The organism is Sphingosinithalassobacter tenebrarum (assembly GCF_011057975.1).
GTDB lineage: Bacteria > Pseudomonadota > Alphaproteobacteria > Sphingomonadales > Sphingomonadaceae > Sphingomonas > Sphingomonas tenebrarum.
In genome coordinates this window covers 1183285-1209262 of sequence record NZ_CP049109.1, presented here as the reverse complement: position 1 = coordinate 1209262, position 25978 = coordinate 1183285, and the positions used below count along the sequence as shown (strand labels likewise).

The following is a 25978-nucleotide window of genomic DNA, read 5'->3' as shown; positions in this document are numbered from 1 at the left end:
ATCGTCAGGAACCAAAGGTACGGAAAAAGGTGATCCGCTCGCCGGCTCGAAAATACCGTCCGCTGTCTCCGCCTGGATGTAGACGATGCGCTGACACTGTCTGAACGAACCGAGATTCGACGCGGGTTGCGGTCCCCTGCTTTCCTTGGGCGCCGGAATTGCCCGACAAACGAGGGACAGGCTTCGGCGGCCCGATTCAAGTGACCAAATGCCGGTTTCTTCGAGGTAATCGAGACGTGTGGCCCCGGAATCCCGGACGCCAGGGTATCGCGATATTCGTACTGCATCCTTGCAAGGTACAACGATCGTTTTACATGAGGCTCCCACACGCAGGAGCCGCATGATGGATTTGACCAGCAAGCTGACAGCCGCGGCGGAACAGCTTTTCGACCGCCACGGCTACACGGCCACCGGCATGGACCGGCTGACCCAGGCTGCCGGCATGTCGAGCCGCACGCTTTACAAGCACGCCGGCAGCAAGGCCCGGCTCATGGCGCGCGTGCTGACGGAAAGAGATGCGCGCTTCATGGCCAGGCTCGACGTCCAGAGCGTCGATGCGCTGTTCGCCGCACTGGAGGACTGGGTGCGGATTGAAGGAAATCGCGGTTGCCTGTTCCTGCGATCCCTCGCGGAGACAGGCGGCGTCACACCCGAGATCGCGGAGGTGGTCTTGGCACACAAGTCGATGTTTCAGCAGCGCGTCTCCGCGGTCGTTGCTGCCGATATCGGACGTGAGGCCCCGCTCTTGGCAGAGCGGGTGCTTGTTCTGTTCGAGGGCGCAACGCATGCGGCGGTCTATCGCGGCGTCAGGGCCGTGTCCGCCGCGCGTACTGCGGCTGCGGTGCTGGTGGAAGGGGCAAGGCGATGAGCCCGGCCCTGCGGATCGGAGCAACAAGCTTTGCGCTGATAGCGGTATGTTACGGCTTCGCCCGCTTCGCCTTCGGCCTTTTCCTACCGCAGATCGACCGCGAACTCGGCCTTGGCGCTTCGCTCAGCGGCTTCATCTCGGGTGGTTCATTCGCTGGATATTGCGTGACAATCATTGCCTCGGCTCTTTTGACAGAGCGGTTTGGCGCGCGCGCCGTTGCAACAGCTGCGTCGCTTGTCGCGGCCATAGGCATGGCGGGCATAGCCCTCGCGCCGACGCCCGTGCTTCTGGCGATTGCGGTGATGGTAGCGGGTTCGAGCACGGGGCTCGCATCTCCTCCCTTGGCCGCGGCGGTTGCTGAAGCGGTGCGCAGGAACCGGCAGGACACGACCAATACCGGAATCAATGCCGGGACAAGCGCGGGCGTAGCCCTCTCAGGTCCGATAGCACTCGCCATTGCCGGAGAGTGGCGGCTGGCTTTTGCTGCCTACGCTGCCGTCGCGCTGGCGCTGGCGGTTGCCGCCATGCTCGCCCTTCCCGGCGTACGCGGAGACAGCAGGGCAGACGGTCTTTTTCCCCTTGCCGGGCCGGTCATGCGCCTGATCTGCGCAACCTTCATGATGGGTGCGGCCAGCACCGCCTTGTGGTCCTTCGGCGGCGAACTTGTCTCGCAAAACCTTGAATGGCGGACGGTTGGAACCGGCCTGTTATGGACCTGCATTGGGGCGGGCGGAATCGCCGGGGGTTGCGCAGGTATGCTGGTTGCACGCTGCGGGCTCGACCGCGTTCATCGGGCTTTCCTTGGCCTGATGGCAGTCGGGATTCTCACGGTCGGGATGGATTCCGGCTCCGCTGCCGTTGCTCTCGTGGGCGGTACAGTCTTTGGCGCAGCCTATATCATGCTGACGGGCGTCTATCTGGTGTGGGGGACTGGGGCCTTGCCGGACCGCCCTGCGACGGGGCTGATGGTCGGTTTCCTTGTTCTCGCGATAGGGCAGAGCGCGGGTGCCCCGCTATTCGGCTTGCTGATGGAAGAGGTCGGCGCGGCCCCGGCTGTGGCGGGCTTTGCCACTATCGCCCTGCTTGCGGGAATCTTCCGGGCCGGTTCCCCGGCGACGCGCCGCTCGCAGTCACAGGATAGCAATGACGCCGGTCTCCCGCGCGCTGCGGGCGGCTAGCCTTTCAAGAAGTTGGTCAGCGCGGGACACCGGCCAGAAGCGCGGAAACCTGCTGGATACAGCCAGGCGCCCACCGAGAGCAGCGATGTAACTCACGTCCAGCGCCGCATAGACATAGTTCACGTCCGCGACTCTAACGACCGGGCAGGAATGTCATCTAGTTGACAGAATTCCTCCGGCACCCCGCCAAACATGGTGGATCATGGGACGATATGGGGGATCGCGAATGACGGGTCAGTTTCGATGTCAGCTTCTGGCAGCGGTCGGCATGGTGGCGCTGGCCGCGCCCGCCCAGGCACAGCAAGCCGCTCCGCCGGAGGCACAGGCCGCGCCGGCACAGGGTGACGAAATCGTCGTGACGGCAACGCGCCGGTCGGAACGGCTGCAGGACGTCCCCTTGAGCATGCAGGCGCTCGGTGGCGACGAACTGGCGCAGATGGGAGCGGTCAACTTCGCCGACTATGCCCGTTCGGTCGCCGGGGTCCAGTTCCAGGATGACGGGCCGGGCCGGGCACAGATCTTCATCCGCGGCGTTTCGAGCGGCGCCGATATCGACACCGGCAAGGAATCGACGGTCGGCGTCTATTTCGACGAAACGCCGGTGAGCGAAGGTTCGTCGCAACCCGAGCTGAAGCTGTACGACATCAGCCGGGTCGAAGTGCTGCGCGGGCCACAGGGCACGCTCTACGGTAGCGGATCGCTGGGCGGCACGGTGCAGATCATCACCAACCAGCCCGAATTCGATCGCATCGCCGGTCATGGCGAGCTTGTTGGTTCGATCACAGAACATGGCGGCGCCAACGGATCAGCGAAAGGCTGGCTGAACCTGCCGCTCGGCAGCGACACGGCGGTGCGCGCCGTCGGATATGGACTGCACAATTCGGGTTTCCTCGACAACGGGCTGACCGGCGAAACCGACATCAACGACGAAACCACCTATGGCGGCCGGCTGACGCTGCGCCATCGCGCGTCGAGCCGCGTGGAATTCGCGCTGACCGGCATGTATCAGCGCAGCGAGAGCGGCGCGTACAACCGCGTGACGGACCATTATCCCGAGCTGGTCAAGGACCAGAGCGAGCCCGAGCCCTATACCGATCGTTTCGGGGTGGTGAATCTGGCCGTGGACGCCGATCTCGGCTTTGCGCACCTGACCTCGTCGACTTCCTATTTCGACCGCAAGCGCGTGTTCGAAAACGACATCGACTATTTCCTCGAGGCGCTCGCGGGCATTCCGCGCGGCCTGTCGCTCTATCGCTATACGGCGCAGTCCTTCACCCAGGAGGTCCGGCTGGCCTCGCAGGCGAGCGGGCCGCTGCAATGGCTGGTCGGCGGTTATTTCGTCAGCCGCGACGAGGATTATTTCCAGACGATCAACATTCGCGGCGCGCCGCCTGCGAGCGCGCCGGAGGCCAATCTCTTCTATGCAACGACCGATGGCGAGGTGCGCCAGATCGCCGGTTTCGGCGAAGCGAGCTACGAACCGCTCGACGGTCTCGAACTGACGGCGGGACTGCGGGTTTCGCATATCGTGCGAAGGGCGGACGCGGTTAAGGGCGGCCTGATCTATGGCGGCGTGCTCGATCGACAGGCCGGGCGGTTCGAGGACACGGCGACGACGCCGAAATTCAACATCTCCTACCGCTTCGACGAGGATGTTCTGGTCTATGCGCAGGCGAGCAAGGGATTCCGCATCGGCGGCACTAATCCTGGCCTGCCGCCCTGCCCGACCTGCATCGTGGACCTCCAGTCCGAATTCGGACCGGACAGCCTATGGAACTACGAACTCGGCCTCAAATCCCAGTTCTTCGATCGCGCATTGACGTTCAATGCGTCGCTGTTCTGGATCGACTGGGACGACATCCAGCTGAGCGTCGGTCGCGAGGACGGGTTCACAGGCTTCACCAATGCCGGCCGCGCGCGCAGCCGCGGGTTCGAACTGGAAGTCGACGGGCGCGTTTCGCCGAACCTGCAGCTGGGCGGGCAAGTCACTTACACCGACGCCGAGTTGCGTTCGCTCAATCCCGGCCTAGAATCCTATGCGTCGGTCGGCGTGCAATTGCCGCAGGTTCCGCAATGGGCGGCATCGTCCTTCGCGCAATGGACGCTGGAGGTCGGCGACGACAGCCGGGTATCGCTGCGCGGCGATGTGCAATATCAGGGCGAACGCCAGAATATTCTCGGCCCCACGGCGGTGTCGCTCGACGATTATGCGATCGTGAACGCCCGGATCGGGTTCGAGCATGGCGGATGGCAGCTATCGGCGTTCGTCACCAACCTGACCGACAGCCGGGCGCAGCTGGCGCGTGACATCCTGACCGGGGTGCGCAACGGCAATCCGATCACGCTCGATCGCTATACCGTCAATACGCCACGAACCTTCGGCATCTCGGTCGCCCATGACTTCTAGGAGGGAGCGATGACGGTCGACCCGTCTGCCATTACCCGGCTTCGCCGCCCGACATCCGCGCGGATCGGCGCTGCGGCGGTCGCGCTGCTGCTTGCCCTCGCCTGGCCGGCAATCGGCCCAACGCGCGCGCAGGATGCCGCCGCGCCCGACATGACGATCGACCGCGCGCACGCGCAGGCGATCGTCGGCAACCTGCGACGGATCACGGGCGATGACGGCATCGAGGAACTCCGGGCCGTCTCCATCGGCGGGGCCGAGCAGTGGATCTCGGTGCGCGGGCGCGATCGGGACAATCCTGTCCTGCTGTTCCTGCACGGCGGCCCGGCCGTGCCGGAAATGCCGGGCAGCTGGTTCTACCAGACGCCGTGGGAGGACTATTTCACCGTGGTGCAGTGGGACCAGCGCGGTTCGGGAAAGACGCTGGCCGCGTCGGACTCCGCCGCGCCCGCCAGCGAGATGCGCATCGACCGGTTCGTTTCCGACGCGGAGAAGCTGGTCGCCTATCTCCGCGAAACCTACGGCAAGCGGAAGATCTTCGTCCTCGGGCATAGCTGGGGCTCGGTCATCGGGCTCAAGCTGGCGCTGCGCCGTCCCGAATGGCTCCATGCCTATATCGGCATGGGCCAGGCGATCGATTTCGTGGAGAATGAGCGGATCGGAACCGCCTTCGCGCTGCGCGAGGCGGAGGCGCGGGGCAATGCCGAGGCACTGCGCGAGCTTCGCGCGATCCTCCCCTATCCCGAACCGGGGACACCGCTCGCGATCGAAAAGATCCTGCTCCAGCGCAAATGGCTGACCTATTTCGGCGGCCTGACCTGGGGCCGGCACGACCTTTCCTTTCAGGAGGACGCCGCGCTGCTCTCGCCCGACTATAGCGAAGCCGATATTGCGGCGCGGTCGAATGTCGGCGCCACGCAACTGGCGATCCTGCCCGAACTCGCGCAGCTTTCCTTCACCGACGCGACCCAGGTCGATTGCCCAGTGTTCCTCCTTGCCGGAGAGCATGACTATGCCACGTCGAGTGAGCTGGCCGCGCAGTGGCTCGACCGGTTGCACGCCCCGGAGAAACATCTGATCCGATTTCCCGGCGTGGCGCACGAGATTCAGTTCGAAGCGCCAGGCCGGCTGTTCTTCCATCTAGTCAACGACATCCGGCCGATCGCGGTCCGCGCGGGCGACGGCGCCCCGGCCGAATAGCTGCGGAAGCCGGCGCCGGGCAGATTCTTCGGTCCAATTGTCGCCTTCCCGACTGAGCGCCGGGCCAGATGCGGCGCATTGCGAACCGGCACGGGGCCATCCCGCGCCGCGATCAACTGCCTTTGAAAGTTGCATATCATGGATGTCTGGGATTCTCCCGTTTTCGACGAGCACGAACAGGTCTGCCTGTTTTCCGATGCGCCTACCGGCCTGAAATGCATCGTCGCGATCCATTCGACCAGGCTCGGCCCGGCGTGCGGCGGAACGCGTTTCCGGCCCTATCAATCGGATCGCGAGGCGCTCGACGATGCGCTGCGGCTTTCGCGCGCCATGTCGTACAAATCGGCGCTTGCCGGCCTGCCCGTCGGCGGCGGCAAGAGCGTGATCATCGGCGATCCGCGCGCGATCAAGAATCGCGCCCTGCTCCATGCCTATGGCCGCTGCATCAATCGCATCGGCGCCAGTTTCGCGACCGGCGAGGATGTCGGCATGAGCGTCGCCGATGTCGAAACCGTCGCCGAGGTCAGCCCCTATATCGCGGGCACCTCCGCCAATTCGGGCGATCCCTCGATCCCCACCGCGATCGGCGTGATGCACGGGCTGCGCGCCGTGGTGAAATGGCGGTTCGATCAGGATGGGTTTCACGGCATGCGCGTCGCCGTGCAGGGGTTGGGCGCGGTCGGCCGGGGCGTCGCCGAGCGCCTGCACGCAGAGGGCGCGCAGCTGATCGTCGCCGATATCCGCGAAGACGCAGTCGCCGCCGCGGTCGAACAACTCGGCGCGCGCGCGGTGCCGGTTTCGGATATCCATCGCGCCGACGCCGACGTGTTCGCGCCCTGCGCGCTCGGCGGCGTGATCACCGAGGCATCGGCGCGCGAGATCCGCGCCAGGGCCGTCGCCGGCGCCGCGAACAACCAGCTCGCCGATGCGCTCGCCGGGCAGATCCTCGCCGAGCGCGGAATCCTGTTCGCTCCCGACTATGTCCTCAATGCCGGCGGCATCATCAGCGGGATGCAGGCGCTCAACACCATTCCGGGGCGCGAGGAAGCAAAGGTGCCACCGCTCGAGGAAAGCCTCGCCGCGATCCACGACCGGCTGATGCGGATTTTCGCACGCGCCGATGCGCAAGGCAAAACGCCCGCAGAGGCTGCCGAGCAATTGGCGAGGGATATCATCGGGCGCGGCAGGTGAGCGAAGCCGCGCAAAAGCGAACCGCCCCCGGCTTACCGGATGGGCGGCGCGGTCGTGGTCTTGCGTTCGAACAGCGTGACGGTGGAGTTGATCTCCTGCACCCCAGGCAGCTTCGACAGCCGGTGGAAGAAGAAGCGCTTATAGGCATCCCGTACTTCGGGAAAGCTTCGGATGGTCTCGGCAAATTGGTCGACATTCGTGCGGCGGTGCGCGTTGAACTTCACCTGCGCGAAAATATGCGCGTTCAACCCGATCTTCTTGCGATCGACGAGCGCGACGCGCTCGTCGAGCCTGGCCATCGACAAGCTCGATCCTCCTGAAGCTCGCGAAGGATCCAGCGCTCATAACAGTCGAGTTCAATCGACATGATCTGACCCCCTTTTCGCTCGTATCGGGATAAACTTCCCTCAACCCCGCCCGGTCTCGCCAACATAGCGCAGAAATTTCGGCCGAATAGCCGGAATATCCTGCCGGATCGCTCATTCGGAGGAAATCATGGCCCAATCCGCAGCCTTCACCGCTTGTCCGCCGGAAAGAATCATCCCGGTCGAGGACCGGGCAGCGGGGCTGCGCGGCGTCATCGTCCTCCATTCCCTGCGCCTCGGCCCCGCCGCCGGGGGATGCCGCTTCTGGCATTATGACGATGACGGAGCATTGCATGCCGACGCGCTGCGCCTCGCCGAGGGGATGGCGTACAAGAACGCGCTGGCCGATCTGCCGCTGGGCGGGGGCAAGTCGGTGCTTGCCGTGCCCGATCGCCCCTATGACCGGGAAAAGCTGTTCGAAGCGTTCGGCCGCGCGGTGCGCGAACTGGAGGGCGACTATATCACCGCCGAAGACGTCGGCACCACCGTGGCGGACATGACCGCGGTACGCCGTGCCACGCGCCACGTCGCGGGGCTGACGCAGGAGCCCGGCCGCCCCGGCGGCGATCCTTCGCCCTGGACCGCGCGCGGTGTGTTTCTTTCGATGCGCGTCGCCGCCCGGCGCCGCTTCGGCTGCGATCTCGACGGGCTGACCGTCGCGGTCCAGGGGTTGGGCAATGTCGGATCGCGGCTGTGCGAATTGCTGCACGATGCCGGTGCGAAGCTGATCGTCGCGGAGCCGCGTCCCGGCGTCGCCGCTCATATCGCCTGCCGCTACGGCGCCGAAGTTTCGGCGAGCGACACGATCCTGAGCGCGCGCGCTGACATTTTTGCGCCTTGTGCGCTGGGCGGGGTCCTCGATGCCGACACGGTTCCCCTGTTGCGCGCCGGGCTGGTGTGCGGCGGCGCCAACAATGTGCTGGCAACCGCCGAAGACGGCGACCGGCTCGCCGGTCGCGGCGTGCTGTACGCTCCAGATTACGTCGTCAATGCCGGCGGCATCATCCATGTCGCGGGCGAATATCTCGGTTGGGAAATGGCCGACGTGGCGCGCCGCGTCGAACAGACGGGCGAGCGGCTCGAACGCGTATTCGCCCATGCCGATCGCGAGGGCCTGCCGCCTGCCCGCGCCGCCGATCGTCTGGCGCGCGAACGGATCGCCCGCGCGCCCCTGCCCGCCGAACGCCGCTCGGCATGAGCAACGCCGTTACATTGCGCGTCGAGGCGGAGGGCAGCGCGGGGCTGCTGTGCCGGCTGATTGGCCTGCTGGCACAGCGCGATCTCGACATTCCCGCGCTGGAGGTTCGCTCCTGGCGCGAAGGGGTTTCGGAGATCACGATCATGATCGAGGGTGCCGACGCCGATGCGATCGATATCATCGCCGCGCGCATGCAACGGTTCATCGGCGTTCTCACGGTGCGCAAGGAAGGCCTCTGACCCGCCGTCCGGGCGCGCGGCGTTCCGCTACCGGGTCTGAAGTTCGAACAGGCCGCTGGCGATCCTGAATACGTCGTTGCTGGTCGTGTTGGTGAACAGCACGATCAGCAGGTCGTCCCGCCGGCTGTAGATGAAATAGCTGCGAAAGCCGACGACATAGCCTTCGTGCATGACCAGATCGCCGCTGCGCATCAGGCCGAGGCCGTAATAGGCCTCGCCGCGAAACCCCTGTTGCGGCCAGTGATAATGTTCGTTCGGCGCCGATTGCCGCGACATCTGCACGATCGAACCGCGCGACAATCGCGGATGCGCCATGTCGCGATAGACCACGATCCAGCGCGCGAAATCGTCAAGTGTCGTGATCAAGCCGCCATCGGGCGCGGTGACGGGAAGCGAGACGATGTCGTCATGAACCTGACGGCCCGACGCCGCGTCCCACCGCATCCCCTCGGCATCGCGCGGCGAGGCGACATATTCCGCGTCATGGACGGCCGAATCGCGCATCCCCATCGGGTCGAGCAATTCGGTCTCGATATAGTCGGCATAGCCGCGGCCGGATTGTTGCTCGATGATTTGGCCGAGCAACGTGTAGCCGATATTGGAATAGCGGAAGCGCGATCCGGGTTCGAACTGCAGCGGCGCCTGCATCGCTTCGCGGATCATGCCGTCGACCGTGGCGCCGAACGCACGGCCATCGGTCACGTCGTAATAGTCGCGCGTCTCGGCATAATCGGGAATGCCGCTCGAATGCGACAGCAGGTGTTTCACCGTGACCGCCGACCAGCGCGCCGATCGATAGCGTGGCGGGAGAAACTCGTTGATCGTTTCGTCGAGCCGCAGCTTCCCCTGTTCGGCCAGCCGCATGATGGCCGCAGCGGTGAACTGCTTGGTCATCGATGCGATGTGGAATCGGCCGTCGACGCGATTGGGGCGACCGGGCGCCGCCTCGCCATAAGCGCGCTTGTGCACCACCACGCCATGCCGCCGGATCAGGACGACGCCCGACAGATGCTCTTCGGCGACCATCCTCTGCAGGAATTGCTCGGCTTCGGGGTCGACGGCTTCGGGGTCGACGACTTCGCCGGTGGCGGGTGCCACGGCGGCGGGGATCGTCGTTGCGGGCGGTGCCTGGAGCGGCACCTCGGCCGCGCAGCTGGCACAAAATGCCGCCAGCCCCGATATCAATGCCAGTGATTTCGCCATGCGCCGTCCCCCTTTTTCGAGGGGGAAAGGTCGCAAGGTTCCGCGCCCGGCACTGTCAATCCGGCGACACTCTCAATCCGGCAGCGTCATCCGCGCCTTGAGCCCCTCCAGGTCGAGGATGAGCAGCCCGCCATATTCGACGCGCAACAGCGCTTCGGCCTGAAAGGCCTGCAGCACCTTGTTCACCGACTGGCGCGACGCGCCGGCCATCGCGGCGAGTTCGGTCTGCGACAGCGGGATCGTCAGGCGCAGGCCGTCGGAATGCTGCGCGCCGAAGGAAAGCGCCGCGCTGACGATCCGGCCCGCGACGCGGACCGACAGCGGGTTCATGTTCGCGTCTTCGTAAAAGGCACAGACCAGCCGCAGCTGGCGCGTCACCGACCTGAGCAGCGCGTCGTCGAAGCTGCGATGCGCCGCGCGCAGACGATTGAAATCCGCCCGGCCGACCACCTCGACCTCCAGATCGGTCAGCGCCTCGACCGTCTGCGGGCGGACGTCATCATCGACCAGGCTGCTGTCGCCGAAACAATCGCCCGGCTGGAAAAGCGCGAAGACGAGCTCCCGCCCGTCGGGACGGTTCACCGTGAAGTTCACCGAGCCGCTGAGCAGCCGGTACATCTCCGCGCCGGTGTCCCCCTGCATGTAGATGATCTGGCCCGACCGGTATTTGCGCACCCGCGCAGCGGCCTTGAACGCGGCGCGCGTTTCCGCGTCCATCCATTGCAGCAGGTCGAATGTCGAAAATGCTTCGGTCATGGCTTGCCCGGCAGCGGCTTCACTGCAATTCCGGCAGAATGCAGGCGCACTGCCGTCAGCACAACCTTAGGCAGGCGGGAACCTGACATTCAGTGTTTTGAGGCAACCGAACACAAGTCAGGCGAGGTGCTACCGTATTCACCGCCATGTCGCTTTGTTCCCGAGTCATCTGCCTACTCTCGATCGCGGTCATGGACTGGCCGGACTCACATCTGGTCCAGAAACCCTCAAAAAAGCCAGCATCTCGGTCCATTTGGCGGCATTTGCTCCTTAATTGCCCTTTGTTCATCCTAATGGTTGCCGCTGTTGACAGCACCAGAAGTCTACCGATGATCAAGCGGATTGGGCATTGCGCGACGAGCGGGCAAGTTCGCGTGCGAGATCAACGAAAACCTTGAATGCCGCAGGCGGATTGCGGCGGCTGGGATAATAGAGGCACAGGGGCGAGAGCGGAGGGGTCCACTCTTTAAGGAGGCGGATGAGCCGACCCGCCTCGATATCTTCGCGTACATCGGATTCCATGAAATAGCCGACGCCCACTGCTTCAAGCACGGCTATGCGTGCGAGACTGGCATTATCCAGTGTGACCGGGCCGTCGACATCGACTTGCACCAGTTGACCTTCCGATTCGAATTGCCAGCGATACAGGGCTCCGTTGGGCAGCCGCGTGCGAACGCAAGGGTGCAAAAGCAGGTCGGACGGTATGCGGGGCCGTTCGCGGTTGTCGAGATAGGATGGCGAGGCGACCACGGTATTCCGCCTTGCCGGACCCAATGGGATCGCGATCATGTCGGTGGGAACGAGGTTCGCGCTCCGTACTCCGAAATCGAACCCGTCCGCCACAATGTCCACGAGCTTCCCTTCGGTTACGACATCGATGTGAACTTCGGGGAAACGTCGCAGAAATTCGATGATCAACGGCGAGAGTATTTCACGTCCCGCCGTCGCGAATGTATTGATCCTCAACGTGCCGGACGGTGTTTCCTGCTGTGAGCGCACCGTGTCGAGCGCCTGATGGATGTCCTTCAGGGCAGGCGCAACCTGCTCGATAAAGCTGCGCCCTGCCTCGGTCAGCGAAACACTGCGCGTCGTGCGATTGAACAGACGAACGCCTAACTGCCCTTCCAGCTTGGCGATCGCGTTGCTGAGCGCGCTCGTCGATATTCCGAGTTCGAGCGCGGCGGCACGAAAGGAGCCTCTGCGGCTTATGGCAAGGACAGCATCGAAATCACCTAGGCTGTAGCTCATCATTATCCTGAAATTCGAAATTTCTTATCCATGATTATCCTGATTATCTGGACAGAGTCAAAACGCTAGATTGCTCCTCGTAATCCAGGAGGAGAAACAGCATGACTATCGAGCTTCCAGGCGTGATCGCGGAGTATTTCGCAGCCGACAAGAAAGGCAATGCGGAGGCGATTTCAAAATGCTTCACGCAAGATGCTGTCGTCGTCGATGAGGGCAATACCTACACCGGGCGCGATGCGATCCGGCAGTGGATGGCGAATGCATCCACGCAATATAACTACACCGTCGAGCCCTTTGCGCTCGTAAAAGAAGACGGGCGGACCGTCGTCACCAGCCATCTCGTCGGCAACTTCCCCGGCAGTCCGGTGGATCTGCGCTACTTCTTCGTCCTCGAGGGCGACAAGATCGCCGAACTGGAGATCGTACCGTGACCCCTTTCCTGACGCTCCAGGGAAAGCGCGCGCTCATCACCTCGGGCACGCGCGGAGCCGGAGCGGCAACTCTCACCCTGTTCGAGGCGCTCGGCGCTCGCGTGCTGACGACGGCCCGGACCAAGCCGGCGGAGATGGCGGAGGCACGGTTCATCGCTGCCGACCTTACACATCCCGAGGGCTGCGCAGCGGTGGCTGCCGCGGTGCACGAGCGGCTCGGCGGGGTGGATGTCATCGTTCACATGCTCGGTGGATCGTCGGCCCCTGCAGGCGGTTATACGGTTCTCGACGACGAGCAGTGGCGACGAGAGCTCGATCTCAATCTGATGCCCGCAGTTCGCCTCGATCGCGAGCTCGTGCCCGACATGGAGGCGCGCGGTTCAGGCGTAGTGATCCACGTGACATCGATTCAGCGAGAACTCCCATTGCCGGAAGCGACCATCGCCTACGCTGCGGCAAAAGCAGCCCTTTCCACTTACAGCAAGGGTCTTTCCAAGCAGGTCTCGCCCAAGGGTGTGCGCGTCCTGCGGGTATCCCCGGGCTGGATTGAGACCGAGTCGTCCATCGAATTGGCCAAACGACTGGCGGTCGAACATCACGTCGACGTCGAGCAGGGCAAACAGATAATCATGGACTCGCTCGGCGGCATACCAATCGGCAGGCCATCGAAGCCTGATGAGATAGCCAGCCTGATCGCCTTCCTCGCCTCCGATCGTGCGGGCTCGATTACCGGCACCGAATATGTAATCGATGGCGGCACCATACCGACGGCTTAGGGGCGATCGGCAACTTTCCGAATGCTTTCGCCATGTCTCGGAGATGCGCATCGTCGCGGCGTCTGGCCACCAGCGTTGCAGTAGAAAGCCCTAGTCGGGTGACGACCTGTTCGCAGGCAGTTATATCGTTCGCTTCGAACTGGCACTCCACCGGCCATTCCGCATGTTGGTGGATCAGCGCATAGGCCAGTCCCATCGACGTCTCGTCGCCGAACACGGAAAGCGGACCGGCCACGCCACTTACGTTCAGAGAAGCGCGCGGGCCGAACAGATCGCATTCATCGCCGGGCGCGAGCGACAGCAGCCAGTCGCTGCCCGGCCCGTCGCCATGCGCGTAACCGAGAATGCGGGTCCGCCCGGCTTCGACGTTCCATTCGATCGGCGTGTAGGTCCTTGCGACAAAGGCCGATCCCATTGCGATCTGGGCCTTCTGCCCCGCGGTCCACGCGACGCGTCTGAGCGCCGCCCCCTCCAGCGTGACAAGCCGGAAGCCGCCGCCCGGGTCTTCGCATGCGGTGACGATCGCACGCTTCATCATCAGGCCGATAAGCGCCTTGCCCAAGCGGCCCGCTCCCTGCGCACGCGGGCGTCTACCTTGGTGGGCGGTGCCGGGCTCGGTCTTTCCCAGGGCCGGCGTTAACTCCTCGCTGATAGCTCGGGCCGATACACTTCAGCCCGACCGCAGATCCGGCCCGGCTGAATTGCGCGGATCAGGTCAACGTCCATTTCCCGCGGTCGGTCCAATATCTGACGGGAAATTAGTCGCGCAAGCGCGGGTGCGGTCTGAACACCGAAGCCGCCTAGCGCGCCCAGCCAGTGCAGCCCGGGCACGTCCGGGTCCGGCCCCGCCAGCGGACATTCGTCGGGCACGAAACTGCGCAGCCCCGCCCAGCCGCGATGGACATGGCTGACGCTGTTGCCGGTGAGCCTTTCATAGCGATCGATGGCGATGGCGAGGTCGAGATCCTCGGGCCAGCAATCATGCGGTTCGACCGGCGTGGCATCGGCGGGCGAGAGCATCAGCCGCCCGGCGTCGGGCTTGAAATAGACCGTCTCGTCGACATCGACGACCATCGGCTTGCCGGCGATGTCGACGTCACCCGGCGGGTCGATCAGCACCGCGCTGCGCCGCATCGGCGTGACGCCGAGCGGATGTGCGCCGAACAGCGACGCGACGCGATCGATCCAGGCACCGGCGGCGTTGACCACCACCGGCGCGGACAGAAGATGCGCCCCCGCTTCGACATGCCAGCGTCCGCCACGATAGTCGGCCGACCGCACCGGTGCCTCGGCGATCAGCGCGCCGCCATGTGCGCGCAGGACGCGAAGATAGCCGGTCTGCATCGCATGGACGTCGATGTCGCACGCCCCCGGCTCCCACCAGCCATAGTCGATCCGGCCGGCATCTAGGCACGGCATCAGTCGCGCCGCCTCTTGCGCGGTCAGATATTCGCGGAACGGCGCCTCACCCGAATTGGGCGACCCCTTGGGCGTGACCACCATCACCCCGCGCGGCGGCGCGAAGGCGGAGAATAGCCCCTCGGCCTGCGCCTGCGCGAACAGATCACCGGCGCGGGCGGTGATCGCCTGCACAACCTCGTTGCCGTAGCTGCGCACGAAGATCGCGGCGGAACGGCCGCTCGAATGAAAACAGGGATGCGCTTCCTGCTCGATCAGCGCGACCTTGCCATGTGGCGCCAGCTCCGCCGCGGCGGCGAGCCCGGCAATCCCCGCGCCGATGATCAGAAAGTCGCATTCATCCACGTCCCAGCCTCCCTTGCGCGTCTTCGGACCACTATGTACATAAACCTGATGTCAGTGTCATCTTTCTTCCGAATCGTTGCCGTTGCGACCGCTGCGGCATTGGCTTCGGGCTGCGCCACCGGCCCGGTCTATGACATCGCGATCACCGGCGGCACGCTCTATGACGGCAGCGGCGCGCCGCCGCGCGCGGCGAGCGTGGCGGTGCGGGACGGGCGCATCGCCCGCGTCGCCGCACCCGACACCCGGCTGCGTGCGCGGCGGCATATCGACGCCACCGGCCTGGCGGTCGCCCCCGGATTCATCGATCCGCACAGCCATGTCCCCGAATCGGTCCCCGAAATGCCCGGGCCGATGCGCGACGTGCAGGATCTCTCACAGGGCGTTACTACCATCATGGCGAGCCCCGACGGCGAACTTTCGGTGCGGCAGATGGGCATGTTGCGCGACGAACTGGCGCGGCGCGGATCGGGCCCCAATTACGGCTGCTATGTCGGGCATAACGGCATTCGCCGCGAAGTGATGCCCGGCGAGCACCGCACCGCGACGCCGGAAGAACTCGCCGCGATGGAAGCGCAGGTGCGCGCGGGAATGGAAATGGGCTGCGTCGGCCTGTCGACCGGGCTGATGTACGATCCGGGCATGTATGCCGACGAGGCCGAAGTACAGGCGCTGGCGCGGCAAGTCCTCCCTTTTCACGGCAGCTATGATTCGCATGTCCGCGATCCCGGCGCGCATCTGCTCGAATCGGATCGCGAAGTCGTGCGGCTGGGCCGTGCGACCGGCGTGCCGGTAAAGATCGCGCATCTGAAGGCCGTCGGCCTCGCCAATCGCGGCCGGATCGGCGACGTGATCGCGATGGTCGAGGCGGCGCAGGCCGAAGGGGTGTCGGTGGTCGCCGATCAATATCCCTATGACGGCGCCACCCTGCGCTATGCCCGCGAGTTGCTGCTCGGGCCGGACGGCAAGGTGCCCGGCGCCGACGCGCTGGCGGCGATGCTTGCCGATCCCGACCGGCGCGCGGCGCTGCGCGACGCGACCGAACAGGGTGTCGATGGCGGCTTTGCGTGGATCAAGGCGGTCGGCGGGTACGGATCGATGCGCATCGTCGATGCGCCCGACGCGCCCGATCTGATCGACCGCAACCTGCAATTGCTCGCCGAGGATTGGGGCGTGCCGCCGTTCGAGGCGCTCGTCCGGCTGGTGACCCGGCATCGCGACGTGCGGCTGACGCTCGGCAGCATCGACGAAGCCGATATCCGCGAACTGATCGTCCGTCCCTGGGTGATGATCGCCAGCGACGGCTTCTATGTCGACGACACCGTCCGCGCGCTGGGCAAGGCGCATCCGCGCTCCTGGGGCAGCTTCACGCGCGTGCTCGGCCATTATAGCCGCGATCTGCACCTCTTCCCACTCGAAGAGGCGATCCGCAAGATGACGTCGCTCCCCGCCGATCATCTCGGCTTTGCCGATCGCGGCCGGATCGCCGAGGGCAAGGCGGCCGATATCGTCCTCTTCGATCCCGCGACAGTCGCTGCGCGCGCCGACTATCTCCACCCCTCGCGCCCCTCTGCGGGGATCGACACGGTGCTGGTGAACGGCGTCGTCGTCTATGAAGACGGCGCGGCGACCGGCGCGACGCCGGGCAGGTTCGTGCGGCGGCAGCAGCCCGAGTGAGGTTGCCGCTGTCCCTGGCCCTCGCGGCGCTGCTCACCGCGTGCGCTCCGGGCGCACAGGCGCAATCGCTTCCCGTCGAGACCGTCGCCGAAGCAGCGCGCAACTGGGTCGCCGAGGGCAAGGCGCCGGGCATCGCGATCGGCGTGATGCAGGGGCATGAGATCGTCCTCGCGCGCGGCTATGGCCTGGCCGATATCGAGCATGACGTGGCGGTGACGCCCGAGACGGTGTTCCGCATCGGATCGGTGACCAAGCAATTCACTGCCGCCGCGGCGCTGCGGCTGGCCGAGGCGGGGCCGCTGACGCCCGACATGCTGCCCGGCCCGGCGAGTCTCTATCAACTGCTTGGCCATACCGGCGGCGTCACGTCGTTCACCAATGGCGATGTCGCGCCAGGCGAAGGCTGGTCGCGGCGGCGCGGCGAGGCCGAAATGCTGGCGATGATCGCGGGCTTTGCGCCCCGCTTCGCACCCGGGGCGGGCTGGGATTACAGCAACAGCGGCTATTATCTGGTCGGCGCGGCGATCGAGCGCGCGAGCGGGATGCCGCTCGGCGCTTATTTGAACGAGGCCTTCTTCGTCCCGCTCGGCCTCGACCGCACCGCGCTCGACGACGAGCGCGACATCGTGCCCGGCCGCGCCATCGGCTATGCCGCCGATCCAGAGGCGCCGGGCGGGTTCGTCCATGCCGCGTGGGTGTCGATGAGTGTTCCGGGCGGCGCGGGCGCGATGCGATCGACGGTGCCCGACCTGCTCCGCTGGCAGGACGCGCTGCTCCATGACGATGTGCTGCCGCCGCAGATGCGCGCGCGGATGCTGACGCCGACACGACTCTCCGACGGCAGCCTCGCGCGGCGCGGGCCGGAGGGGTGCCGCGTCGCGCAATATGGTCTCGGCGTCTATCTCGACGCGGCGAACGGTGTCGCGCATGTCAGCCATTATGGCGTGATCGCGGGCTATCGCGCCTATCTCGCCAGCTTTCCCGAGCGCGGGCTGGCGGTAGCGATCCTCACCAATGGCGAGAGCGACCTCACGCCTCTGGTCGCGCAGGTCGAGGCGCTGCTGATCGGCGCCAACCCGATACCCCTCTGCCCCGCTGAAGACGTCGCGCGGATGTCGCGCCCCGAAGGAGCCGCCCCATGAGTTCGAACCCGCTGCGCCGGCTGGGCGCGATTGCGGCCTTGCTCGCGCTCACGCTCGCACAGGTCGCTCCGGCGGCGGCACAGAGCCGCGTCGACATGGCCGCGTTCGACCGGCAGGTGCGCGCCGAAATGACGCGCTGGCACCAGCCGGGGCTCGCGATCGCGGTGGTGCGCAAGGGCGAGCCGACATGGCTGCGCGGCTATGGCGTGCGCGACGTGCGCGGCAACGACCCGGTCGATCCCGACACGCTGTTCGCGCTCAGTTCGTGCAGCAAGCCTTTCGCGGCTGCCGCGATCGCGCTGCTCGTCCAGCGCGGGATGATCGGCTGGGACGATCCGGTGACCGACAGCCTGCCCTGGTTCCGCGCGCGCGATCCCTGGGTGACGCGCGCGCTCACCATCCGCGACATATTGTCCAACCGTGCGGGGCTGCGCAGCCAGGCGATCCGCGCGGTCGCGCCAAGCCGCCGGGCGTTCCTCGAAGGCGTGGCGACCTCGGCGCCGATCCACGCGTTCCGCGCCAACTATGCCTATGCCTCGGACATGTTCGCACTGTCGGGCGAAGTCGTCGCGGCGCGAACGGGGACGGACTGGCGCGATTTCGCAAGGGAGAATTTCTGGGCGCCGCTCGGCATGACACGCACGGGCGCCGATTATCGCACCGCGCGCGCCGATCCCGATGCGGCCACGCCACATGACCTGGTCGACGGCAGGATGGTGCCGATCGCGTGGAACTATCCCGATCAGGTCGGCCTGCCCGCGGTCGGGATCAACAGCAGCGTGCGCGACCTTTCGAAATGGCTTGCCTTTCAGCTTGGCGCGGCGGAGGGGCCGGAACTGACGCAGGCGGGGCTCGCCGAAACGCGCGAGGCGCAGATTCCCTTGCGCGGGCCCTTTTACGATTCGCCCTTTCACGACGTGCCGGGGGTGAGCGACGAGGCCTATGCGCTCGGCTGGTTCGTGATGCGCTATCACGGGACAGAGGTACTCTATCATCACGGCAGCCAGGGCGGGTTTCGCTGTTTCACTGCGATCGTCCCGCAATATGGGCTGGGCTTCGCCGCGCTGGAGAACAGTCCCAATGCCGCGCTCCCGCGTGCGTTGTTCCTCGACCTGATGGATCGGATCGAGGGGCGCGAGCCGGGCGAATGGGGCCGCGACTTCCTCGCCCGGCAGGACGCGATCATCGCGCGCATCGAAGCGCGCGAGGCGGCCTTGCGCGCGGCGGTGCTGGCCAACCCGCGCCCGCGCCTGCCGCTCGACGCTTATGCCGGGCGCTATGACGATGGCGGGCCGATCGGCGCCGCCGAAGTCGCGCCCCAGGGCGATAAGCTCGTGCTGCGCATTGGTACCGGCGGCTTCGCGCTGCGCCACTGGAACGGCGACCGGTTCGAAATGCTGCCGATGGACGATCCGCAGGCAGGGCGGCTCGGTTTCGTGACCTTCCGCACCGGCCCCGACGGCGGCGTGGCGCAAATGGCGATCGACGATCTCACACTGGAGCGACAATAATGATTTCGATGAAGCGGCTCGGGCGAGTCGCCCTCCTCACCGGCGCTGGCCTTGCCGGCATCGCGGCGGCGGCGACCGGGGGCGGCTATCTGTGGCTGCGCAGCTCGCTGCCCGATTATTCGGCGGACCGCAGCGTCGCCGGGCCGCGCGCGGGGATCGAGATCATCCGCGACGCCCATGCCGTGCCGCACATCTTCGCCAAGTCGCGCGAGGACGCCTATTTCGCGCTCGGCTATGTCCATGCACAGGACCGGCTGTGGCAGCTCGAAATGACTCGGCTCGCCGGACAGGGGCGTATCACCGAAGCGGTGGGCGAATCGGGGCTGCCGACCGACAAGCTGGTCGCCGCGCTCGATCTCGATCGCGTCGCCGCAGCGACGCATGCGCGCAACAGCCCGGAAACGCGCACGGCGATCCATGCCTATGTGCTCGGCATCAATGCCGGGATCGACACGCGCAAGGGCGCGCTGCCGCCCGAATTCGTGCTGCTGGGCGTGGAGCCCGGCCATTGGACCGATGCCGATGTCAATCGGCTGGGCGGGCTCGTTGCGCTCGGCATGGGCGACTGGCGCGAGGAAATGCTGCGCGCGCGGCTGGCGACCAAGCTCGATTGCGAGCGGTTGCACGACCTTTATGCCCGGCCCGACGAACGGCCGATCACCTATCCCGGGCTGCCCGAGCGGTCGCGTGCGACGACGGATAGCTGCAGCGCCATCCGATGGCAGGGGAAGGCGGCGGCGAATGTCTCCTCGCTCCCCTTCGGCCGATCGCATCCCGCGTCGAACAGCTGGACCGTGTCGGGCAGCCACACGGTGAGCGGCAAGCCGATGCTCGCCAATGATCCGCACGGCCCGCTCGGCGCGCCGGCGGACTATTATCCCGTACGGATGAGTTGGCCGGGGTTCGAGATCGTCGGCGCATCGCGCCCGGGATCGCCTGCCGTCGCATCGGGGCGCAACGGCTTCATCGCCTGGGGCATCACCGACATGATGGCGGACCAGTCCGACATCTTCGTCGAGCGCATCGATCCTGCCGATCCGGGCCGCTATCTGACGCCCGAAGGATCGGCGCCGTTCCGCACGCGCACCGTTTCGATCCCCGTAAAGGGCGGCGAGGCGCAGGCGGTGACGCTGCGCTATACCCGGCACGGCATCGTCCTTTCCGATATCGACGCGGACGCCGCGCAATTGCTGAAGGAGCAGATTGGCCCCGGCTATGTGCTCGCGGTGTCGGGGCTCGACAACACGGACGGGAACCCGCTGGTGCAGGCGTTTCTGGGCATGGCCGAAGCGCGCGACTGGCAGGGGTTCGAGGCCGCCGCGCGCGGTTTCGGACTGCAGCACAACCTCGCCTTCGCCGCGCGCGACGGGACGATCGGCATGATCTCGGCCGGCCGGCTACCGCTGCGCAGAGGCGACGGCTTTCTGCCCGTCCCCGGCTGGGAGAGACGGTTCGACTGGACCGGCTATCTGCCCGCCGAGCAATTGCCCGCGCAAAGCGATCCCGAATCGGGTTTTCTCGCCAACGGCAACAACCGGCTGGTCCCGGGCAGCGGCGGGGCGCTCGACAGCACGGCGTTCGTACCCGGCTGGCGCGCGGGGCGGATCGAGGCGGTGCTCGCACCCGCGCAGGGCATCGGCATGGACCGGATGACGACGCTGCAGCTCGATACGGTCTCGCTGGAGGTCGCGGCGCTCAAGCCGGTACTGCGCGATGCGCGGCCGCAGACCGAACAGGGCCGGCAGGCGCAGACGATGCTGTTTGCCTGGGACGGGGAAATGGCGGCCGATCGGCCCGAGCCTCTGATCTGGGCGGCGTGGCAGCGCGCGGCGGGACTGGCGCTGTTGCGACCGAAGCTAGGCGGACTTGCCGACGCCTGGCTCAAGGAAAACCGCCCCCGCCTCGACCGGCTGCTGCAACCCGGCAGCGGCTGGTGCGCCGACTGCCCGGCGCTTGCGGCGAAGGCGCTTGATGACGCAGTGGGCGATCTTGCCGAAAGCCAGGGAAGCGACATGACGCGCTGGCGCTGGGGCGACGTGCACCGCGCCTCCTTCCGCCACGACATCCTCTCCCATGTCCCGCTGATCGGCGGGCTGGTGACAATCCGCGTGCCTGCGGGCGGCGGTGCGAACACCGTCAATGCCGGGCAGACCGATCTGTGGGGCGAGGACCCCTGGGCGGATATCTATGGCCCGCGCTATCGGCAGGTGATCGACCTCGCTGCGCCGGAAAAAAGCCTGTACATGATCGCGCCGGGCGTTTCGGGCAATCCGCTGTCGCACTGGTTCGGCAGCTTCGCGAAACCGTGGAGCCGGGGCGAATATGTGACACTGACCGGCGACCCGGAAACGCTGCGCAAGAGCGCGGTGGGTGACATGACGCTGACGCCGGCGCGATAGCCCCGGGCCTGTCCAAACACGCCCCCCTCGAAGGCGAAGGTCCGGCGGCCTTCGGCCGACGAGAAGAAGCCGGATTCCCGCTTTCGCGGGAATGACGCGGGTTAGTCCTGCGGAACCAGCCGATTGTGCCGCGCGAGGATTTCGACGAGCTGGTCCCTCGGCAGCGCATAGACCTTCACGCCGTTGGCGCCGGTCATCGTTTCCGAAGCGACAAGCTGGTTGACCAGCGCTTCCTCGGTCGCCTGCACCACCGCCGCGAACAGCGCATTCATCGTGTCGCTGTCGGTATCGGCGATCATCCCGTCGATATGGATTTCACCGCCGGGGGTGGAGACATTGGTGGTGGAAAAGGCCAGCACCATCTCGCCCGAAAGATTGCCCGCAGTGCTGCCATTGCGCCCGACGCCCATCGCCGCGCGGCGCGCCACCCGCCGGAGCTGATGCGGCATCAGCGGGGCATCGGTGGCGATGACGATCAGCAGCGAATTCTTGTCCTGCGGCTCGCCCGCATTGGGGCCGATCGCGGCAACGCCGTTTATCTCGGGCCAGTTCTGCTCGATCTCGCGGCCCACCGGAATGCCGGCGATGCGCAGATCGTCGCGATTGCCGTGATTGGCCTGGAGCAGCACGCCGACCGTATAACGTTTGCCGCCCACTTCGACGATGCGCGAAGCCGTACCGACCCCGCCCTTGAAGGTATAGGCGATCATCCCCGTACCGCCGCCGACATTGCCTTCAGCGACCGGGCCGCTCGCCGCACTGTCGAGCGCGGCGAACACATCCTCGCGCGAGAGCGGATGGCCGAACACGTCATTGAGGCGGCTGTCGAGCGTCTCGCCGACCACCGGCAGCACTCGCGTGACCAGCAGCGGCGCGGGGACATGTTCGACCGACCAGTCCATCAGGCTCTGGATCACCAGCCCGACATTGCCCGATCCGGTGAGCGCGACCGGCCCGAAGAACAGCCCGATCTCGTCGACCAGATGCATGCCGGTCCATTCGCCGGTGCCGTTGATCACCGCGCGGCCGGCAGCGACGCCGTCGACGCTATCCTTGCCGAGCGGGTGGATAATGGTGACGCCGGTGCGCGCGGGCCCCCGGCCGATGTCGAGCGGCCCCTCGCCCTTGATCACCGTCGTCTGGCCGACTTCGACGCCGGGAACGTCGGTGATCGCGTTAAATTCGCCCGGCGTCCCGTCGAACGGCACGCCAAGATCGCGCGCGCGCTCCTGCGCCGCGGCGGGGGCCGCCGCGAGAAACAGGGCGGCGAGGCCCAAAGTGAATGCGGCGCGCAGATCGGTCTTCACAATATGTCCCTTCATTGGTTCGGCCAGCCCCGGCGATCAGAAGCGCAGCCGCGCTTCGAGCCCGACGGTGCGCGGCCGGCTGGCGACGATGCGCGGCCGCCCGGGCAATTCGATCGCCAGCGACGGCAGATCGGAAAGATTCGCCGCCTCGTCGAACAGATTGTCGGCGAACAGGCTGATATCGACATCGGCAAGATGCGCCGTCGCGCGCAGATTGACCATATCATAGGCCGGGCGGACGCGGCGCGTGGCAGGCACGTTCGACCGGCTGTAGCTCATGTCGACATGCGAATAATCGGCGTGGAGCGTGAGCGGAAAGCCGACATGCACAGCGGCGTCGACGCCGCCGTTATAGGTCCATTCGGGCACCTGCTGGATGCGCGCGCCGTTGGGGAAGGCCGGATTGCCGCCGCCGTCGGTGATATGCGCATCGGTATAGCCCGCGCCGAAATTGAAGCTCAGCCAGTCGGTCGCGGCGAAGCTGCCTTCGATCTCGCCGCCCTGGCTGCGCGCCTCGCCACCATTGACGAGCACGCCGAAGCCGCAGGCGAGCGACATGCCCTGCTGCACGTCGGACCAGTCGATCCGGTAGAGCGATCCGTTGAGCGTCAGGCGGCGGCCGAACCAGCGCGTCTTGGCGCCGATTTCGTAGCTCCACAGCGAGTCCGAATCATAGGAACGCACCTCGTCCGGCGTCAGCCCGACCGCCGCGAGCGAAGCCAAGCAGAGCGTGTCCGAAAAAGCGTTGACGCCGCCCAGCCGGTATCCCTTCGCCGCGCTGACATAGACCATCGCGTCGGGTGCGAGATCGACCTGCACTGCGAAACGCGGATCGACGCCGTTTTCCTTCTGCCGCCCGGTGAAGCTGGCGGGCGTGACGGCGACGCCGCCCTGGCTGCCCTTGAACGTGACCCGCGCATCGAACACGCGCGCGCCGGCGATCAGGCGTACGCCCTCGACCGGCGTGACGGTGACTTCACCGAACGCGGCATATTCCTCGGTCTTCGTCAGGAAGTCCTGATCATAGACGTTCGACACCACGCCCGGCAGCGGCGACGGCGGGAAGACGAGGCGATTGCTCGTATCCTGATAGAAAAGCCCGGCGGTGAGGTTCACCGGGCCGTCGAAATCGGAGGTGAAGCGCAGCTCCTGCGCGGTGCTGTCATAATCGCTCGACGCCTTCATCACCGCAGGGATGGCGGGCGTGCCGAACAGCAGCATCGCGACTTCGGAATAATCCTCGCTCGCCTCGACGCGGCGATCGAAGAAGGTCGTCGCCGAGGTGATCGTGCCGAACCCCGCGTCATATGCGAACGTCAGCGTGCCGAGATCCCAGTCGTCGCTGCCGGGCTCGGCGATGTTGAACAACCGCTCCTGGACATAGTTGCCGGCATTGACGTCGGCGAGCGAGCGGCCTTCGGTGGTGCCGCGCTGGAACATGTAGCGCGGCGTGAAGGTGAGCGCGCCCATCTTCGCCGTCAGGGCGATCGTGCCGCCGAAACGCTCCGAACTGTCGACATCGCGGATCGTGCCGAAATCGACCGGCGCGGCGGCCGAGGCGATGCGGTCATAGACGCCCGATTCGGCTTCCCAATAGCCCGAGACACGCAGCGCGAGCTGATCGCGCACCAGCGGCACGTTGATCGCGCCGTCGATCGAACCGTTCTCGCCGCCATGCGCCGTCGTCGAAACACGACCGAGCAGCGAACCGGAGAATTCGTTCGCATCGGGCTTGCGGGTGATGAGTCGTACGGTGCCGCCCATCGAACGCGCGCCGTAGAGCGTGCCCTGCGGCCCGCGCAGCACTTCGATTCGGTCGAGATCGAGCACGCGCGGATCGATGCTGCCGGGCAGCGGCGAATCGTCAAGATAGAAGCCGGTGGTATTCTGGCCGAACACGCCGCGCAGCGTCACCGTCTGCGCGGTGCCGCCCAGGCTCTGCGTATAGCCATAGGCGATGTTGGGGATCTGCGCGGCATAGTCGCGGAAGTCAGTGATCCCCTGCGCCTCGAGCGTCTCGCCCGACAGCGCGGTGATGCTTAGCGGCACATCCTGCACCGACTGGGGGCGATATTGCGCGGTGACGACGATCTCGTCCGCCGCAGTCGCCTCCTGCTGTGTGGCGTCGTCGGACGCCGCCGACTGCGCCAGCGCCTGCACCGGCATTGCCAGTACCGCCAGCAGCGAAGCCGATGTGAGCCAGCGCGCAATTCCCGTCTTCATGCCGTCACCCCCAAAAAATAAATGTGACGTCACTGTCATTTTTTTGGGCGACTCTGTCAACCGGGCAGCGTGCGGCCGCTAAACCTTCGTAATCAGACGATTTCACCCGTTGCCGTCGCCGAGCATGCGCGTGAGCGCCTGTGCCGAATCGCCGATTCGCGCGCCTTCGGGGATCGGGCCGTAGAGCGCCTGATACCAGAGCACGGCGAGGAAATCGGCGAGGTCCTCGTTCGTCGGCACCGCGCGATCCTTGAGCGCGAGCAGCGCCGGGTCGGGATGGATCAAGAGCTTGCGCGCCAGTTCGTCCATCATCGCGCCGAGCGCATAGGCGGAGAGCAGCGCGACATCGTACGGCATCGCCGTCTGCGGATGATCGCGCAGCAGCGACTGGGCGATCCGTTCATACCATTGCTTGTTGGCGCCGTGGGCGAGGTCGCGGAAATCCTCCACTTCGTCCCCCAGTTGCAGGATGCAGCGCATCAGCCCGGCATTGGCCTGCATCACTTCGAGCCATTTGAGGTGCGAGGCGCGAATCGCCTCGAACGGCCCCTTCCCTTCGGGCCGCACCGCCATCATTTCCATCGCCGCTTCGAGATATTCGGCCAGGACGACGTGTGTCACCTGCTCCTTGTTGTCGAAATAGAGATAGAAGGTCGCCGCCGCGACGCCCGCCGCCTCGCAGATGTCCGACACGCGCATCGCGTGATAGCCGACATCATCGAGCACCTTGATCGCGCCGAATTTGAGCATGTCGCGCGTGCGCTCGCCCTTGGTCCGCTTGGGCGCGGCGTCGATCACATGCGCGAGATAGTCCGCATATCGCGCGAAGGAATTGACGTCCCGCAGCGGAATTTCCTGCGTTTTCTGCTTTCGTGCACTGTTCGCTGCTCGCGCCATCGGC

The 25978-nt window shown here is 66.0% G+C and carries 21 protein-coding genes and 1 pseudogene; 13 read left to right on the top strand and 9 right to left on the bottom strand.

The window, feature by feature from the left end:
- Nucleotides 1–340 precede the first annotated feature (340 nt).
- The 5 genes from G5C33_RS06020 (at nt 341) to G5C33_RS06000 (ending at nt 6841) form a co-directional block, all read left to right on the top strand.
- Nucleotides 341–868 carry a TetR/AcrR family transcriptional regulator gene (locus G5C33_RS06020; protein ID WP_206518640.1) on the top strand — a complete coding sequence of 176 codons (528 nt, stop codon included), beginning with the start codon at nt 341–343 and terminating at the stop codon, nt 866–868.
- Complete coding sequence (locus tag G5C33_RS06015) at nt 865–2046, top strand: MFS transporter (protein WP_165326388.1); 1182 nt, start codon at nt 865–867, stop codon at nt 2044–2046. The genes G5C33_RS06020 and G5C33_RS06015 overlap by 4 nt, the downstream gene beginning before the upstream one ends.
- 226 nt (nt 2047–2272) lie before the next feature.
- Nucleotides 2273–4453, top strand: coding sequence for a TonB-dependent receptor (locus tag G5C33_RS06010; RefSeq protein WP_165326387.1), 2181 nt, complete (start codon nt 2273–2275; stop codon nt 4451–4453).
- Between the two features lie 9 nt (nt 4454–4462).
- Entirely contained in the window at nt 4463–5650 is a 1188-nt protein-coding gene (locus G5C33_RS06005) for an alpha/beta fold hydrolase (protein ID WP_165326386.1), read from the top strand.
- A 138-nt stretch (nt 5651–5788) separates the two neighbouring features.
- The gene (locus G5C33_RS06000) at nt 5789–6841 is read left to right on the top strand and encodes a Leu/Phe/Val dehydrogenase (RefSeq protein ID WP_165326385.1); all 1053 of its coding nucleotides are present in this window, start codon (nt 5789–5791) and stop codon (nt 6839–6841) included.
- Nucleotides 6842–6873: 32 nt separating this feature from the next.
- On the opposite strand, the pseudogene G5C33_RS05995 reads toward G5C33_RS06000, so the two are convergent.
- Nucleotides 6874–7208 (bottom strand): annotated as a pseudogene (locus G5C33_RS05995) (Lrp/AsnC family transcriptional regulator).
- Nucleotides 7209–7336: 128 nt separating this feature from the next.
- On the opposite strand from G5C33_RS05995, the gene G5C33_RS05990 reads away from it, so the two are divergent.
- Together G5C33_RS05990 and G5C33_RS05985 are read left to right on the top strand one after the other, a co-directional pair.
- Nucleotides 7337–8404 (top strand): Glu/Leu/Phe/Val family dehydrogenase, encoded by a 1068-nt coding sequence (locus tag G5C33_RS05990; protein WP_165326384.1) that lies wholly within the window; start codon nt 7337–7339, stop codon nt 8402–8404.
- Nucleotides 8401–8643, top strand: coding sequence for a hypothetical protein (locus G5C33_RS05985; protein WP_165326383.1), 243 nt, complete (start codon nt 8401–8403; stop codon nt 8641–8643). The genes G5C33_RS05990 and G5C33_RS05985 overlap by 4 nt, the downstream gene beginning before the upstream one ends.
- Nucleotides 8644–8670: 27 nt before the next feature.
- Here G5C33_RS05985 and G5C33_RS05980 read toward each other — a convergent pair whose 3' ends face one another.
- From G5C33_RS05980 to G5C33_RS05970, 3 genes are all read right to left on the bottom strand, one after another.
- The gene (locus tag G5C33_RS05980; RefSeq protein ID WP_165326382.1) at nt 8671–9846 is read right to left on the bottom strand and encodes a serine hydrolase domain-containing protein; all 1176 of its coding nucleotides are present in this window, start codon (nt 9844–9846) and stop codon (nt 8671–8673) included.
- Between the two features lie 72 nt (nt 9847–9918).
- On the bottom strand, nt 9919–10602 hold the full coding sequence (locus G5C33_RS05975) for a Crp/Fnr family transcriptional regulator (protein ID WP_165326381.1): 684 nt from the start codon (nt 10600–10602) through the stop codon (nt 9919–9921).
- Nucleotides 10603–10935: 333 nt separating this feature from the next.
- Nucleotides 10936–11853 (bottom strand): LysR family transcriptional regulator, encoded by a 918-nt coding sequence (locus tag G5C33_RS05970; RefSeq protein ID WP_165326380.1) that lies wholly within the window; start codon nt 11851–11853, stop codon nt 10936–10938.
- A gap of 98 nt (nt 11854–11951) precedes the next feature.
- On the opposite strand from G5C33_RS05970, the gene G5C33_RS05965 reads away from it, so the two are divergent.
- Nucleotides 11952–12281 (top strand): nuclear transport factor 2 family protein, encoded by a 330-nt coding sequence (locus G5C33_RS05965; RefSeq protein WP_165326379.1) that lies wholly within the window; start codon nt 11952–11954, stop codon nt 12279–12281.
- Nucleotides 12278–13057 (top strand): SDR family oxidoreductase, encoded by a 780-nt coding sequence (locus G5C33_RS05960; RefSeq protein ID WP_165326378.1) that lies wholly within the window; start codon nt 12278–12280, stop codon nt 13055–13057. The genes G5C33_RS05965 and G5C33_RS05960 overlap by 4 nt, the downstream gene beginning before the upstream one ends.
- Here the strand turns inward: G5C33_RS05960 and G5C33_RS05955 are convergent.
- Both G5C33_RS05955 and G5C33_RS05950 read right to left on the bottom strand, forming a co-directional pair.
- On the bottom strand, nt 13008–13619 hold the full coding sequence (locus G5C33_RS05955) for a siderophore-interacting protein (protein WP_165326377.1): 612 nt from the start codon (nt 13617–13619) through the stop codon (nt 13008–13010). The two genes, G5C33_RS05960 and G5C33_RS05955, sit on opposite strands and share 50 nt — an antisense overlap.
- A gap of 74 nt (nt 13620–13693) precedes the next feature.
- Complete coding sequence (locus G5C33_RS05950; RefSeq protein WP_165326376.1) at nt 13694–14821, bottom strand: NAD(P)/FAD-dependent oxidoreductase; 1128 nt, start codon at nt 14819–14821, stop codon at nt 13694–13696.
- A 48-nt stretch (nt 14822–14869) separates the two neighbouring features.
- Between G5C33_RS05950 and G5C33_RS05945 the strand changes: the two genes are divergently transcribed.
- Genes G5C33_RS05945 through G5C33_RS05930 form a run of 4 tightly spaced genes read left to right on the top strand, consistent with a single transcriptional unit; the run spans nt 14870 to nt 21547 of the window.
- Nucleotides 14870–16495, top strand: a complete 1626-nt coding sequence (locus tag G5C33_RS05945; protein WP_165326375.1) for an N-acyl-D-amino-acid deacylase family protein — start codon at nt 14870–14872, stop codon at nt 16493–16495.
- Nucleotides 16492–17637 carry a serine hydrolase domain-containing protein gene (locus tag G5C33_RS05940; protein ID WP_165326374.1) on the top strand — a complete coding sequence of 382 codons (1146 nt, stop codon included), beginning with the start codon at nt 16492–16494 and terminating at the stop codon, nt 17635–17637. Before G5C33_RS05945 ends, G5C33_RS05940 begins: the two co-directional genes overlap by 4 nt.
- Nucleotides 17634–19148, top strand: coding sequence for a serine hydrolase (locus tag G5C33_RS05935; protein WP_165326373.1), 1515 nt, complete (start codon nt 17634–17636; stop codon nt 19146–19148). Before G5C33_RS05940 ends, G5C33_RS05935 begins: the two co-directional genes overlap by 4 nt.
- Nucleotides 19148–21547 (top strand): penicillin acylase family protein, encoded by a 2400-nt coding sequence (locus tag G5C33_RS05930; RefSeq protein ID WP_165326372.1) that lies wholly within the window; start codon nt 19148–19150, stop codon nt 21545–21547. The genes G5C33_RS05935 and G5C33_RS05930 overlap by 1 nt, the downstream gene beginning before the upstream one ends.
- Nucleotides 21548–21648: 101 nt before the next feature.
- Here G5C33_RS05930 and G5C33_RS05925 read toward each other — a convergent pair whose 3' ends face one another.
- The 3 genes from G5C33_RS05925 to G5C33_RS05915 form a co-directional block, all read right to left on the bottom strand.
- On the bottom strand, nt 21649–22869 hold the full coding sequence (locus G5C33_RS05925) for a DmpA family aminopeptidase (protein WP_165326371.1): 1221 nt from the start codon (nt 22867–22869) through the stop codon (nt 21649–21651).
- Between the two features lie 21 nt (nt 22870–22890).
- On the bottom strand, nt 22891–25077 hold the full coding sequence (locus G5C33_RS05920) for a TonB-dependent receptor (RefSeq protein ID WP_165326370.1): 2187 nt from the start codon (nt 25075–25077) through the stop codon (nt 22891–22893).
- 102 nt (nt 25078–25179) lie between these two features.
- Nucleotides 25180–25974, bottom strand: a complete 795-nt coding sequence (locus G5C33_RS05915; RefSeq protein WP_165326369.1) for a TetR/AcrR family transcriptional regulator — start codon at nt 25972–25974, stop codon at nt 25180–25182.
- Nucleotides 25975–25978: the final 4 nt, after the last annotated feature.

What these genes read in the sequence shown, in the direction of transcription:
- G5C33_RS06020 (WP_206518640.1), top strand. Translation starts at nt 341, where the DNA reads ATGATGGATTTGACCAGCAAGCTGACAGCCGCGGCGGAACAGCTTTTC.
- G5C33_RS06015 (WP_165326388.1), top strand. Translation starts at nt 865, where the DNA reads ATGAGCCCGGCCCTGCGGATCGGAGCAACAAGCTTTGCGCTGATAGCG.
- G5C33_RS06010 (WP_165326387.1), top strand. Translation starts at nt 2,273, where the DNA reads ATGACGGGTCAGTTTCGATGTCAGCTTCTGGCAGCGGTCGGCATGGTG.
- G5C33_RS06005 (WP_165326386.1), top strand. Translation starts at nt 4,463, where the DNA reads ATGACGGTCGACCCGTCTGCCATTACCCGGCTTCGCCGCCCGACATCC.
- G5C33_RS06000 (WP_165326385.1), top strand. Translation starts at nt 5,789, where the DNA reads ATGGATGTCTGGGATTCTCCCGTTTTCGACGAGCACGAACAGGTCTGC.
- G5C33_RS05990 (WP_165326384.1), top strand. Translation starts at nt 7,337, where the DNA reads ATGGCCCAATCCGCAGCCTTCACCGCTTGTCCGCCGGAAAGAATCATC.
- G5C33_RS05985 (WP_165326383.1), top strand. Translation starts at nt 8,401, where the DNA reads ATGAGCAACGCCGTTACATTGCGCGTCGAGGCGGAGGGCAGCGCGGGG.
- G5C33_RS05980 (WP_165326382.1), bottom strand. Translation starts at nt 9,846, where the DNA reads ATGGCGAAATCACTGGCATTGATATCGGGGCTGGCGGCATTTTGTGCC.
- G5C33_RS05975 (WP_165326381.1), bottom strand. Translation starts at nt 10,602, where the DNA reads ATGACCGAAGCATTTTCGACATTCGACCTGCTGCAATGGATGGACGCG.
- G5C33_RS05970 (WP_165326380.1), bottom strand. Translation starts at nt 11,853, where the DNA reads ATGATGAGCTACAGCCTAGGTGATTTCGATGCTGTCCTTGCCATAAGC.
- G5C33_RS05965 (WP_165326379.1), top strand. Translation starts at nt 11,952, where the DNA reads ATGACTATCGAGCTTCCAGGCGTGATCGCGGAGTATTTCGCAGCCGAC.
- G5C33_RS05945 (WP_165326375.1), top strand. Translation starts at nt 14,870, where the DNA reads ATGTCAGTGTCATCTTTCTTCCGAATCGTTGCCGTTGCGACCGCTGCG.
- G5C33_RS05935 (WP_165326373.1), top strand. Translation starts at nt 17,634, where the DNA reads ATGAGTTCGAACCCGCTGCGCCGGCTGGGCGCGATTGCGGCCTTGCTC.
- G5C33_RS05930 (WP_165326372.1), top strand. Translation starts at nt 19,148, where the DNA reads ATGATTTCGATGAAGCGGCTCGGGCGAGTCGCCCTCCTCACCGGCGCT.
- G5C33_RS05925 (WP_165326371.1), bottom strand. Translation starts at nt 22,869, where the DNA reads ATGAAGGGACATATTGTGAAGACCGATCTGCGCGCCGCATTCACTTTG.
- G5C33_RS05920 (WP_165326370.1), bottom strand. Translation starts at nt 25,077, where the DNA reads ATGAAGACGGGAATTGCGCGCTGGCTCACATCGGCTTCGCTGCTGGCG.
- G5C33_RS05915 (WP_165326369.1), bottom strand. Translation starts at nt 25,974, where the DNA reads ATGGCGCGAGCAGCGAACAGTGCACGAAAGCAGAAAACGCAGGAAATT.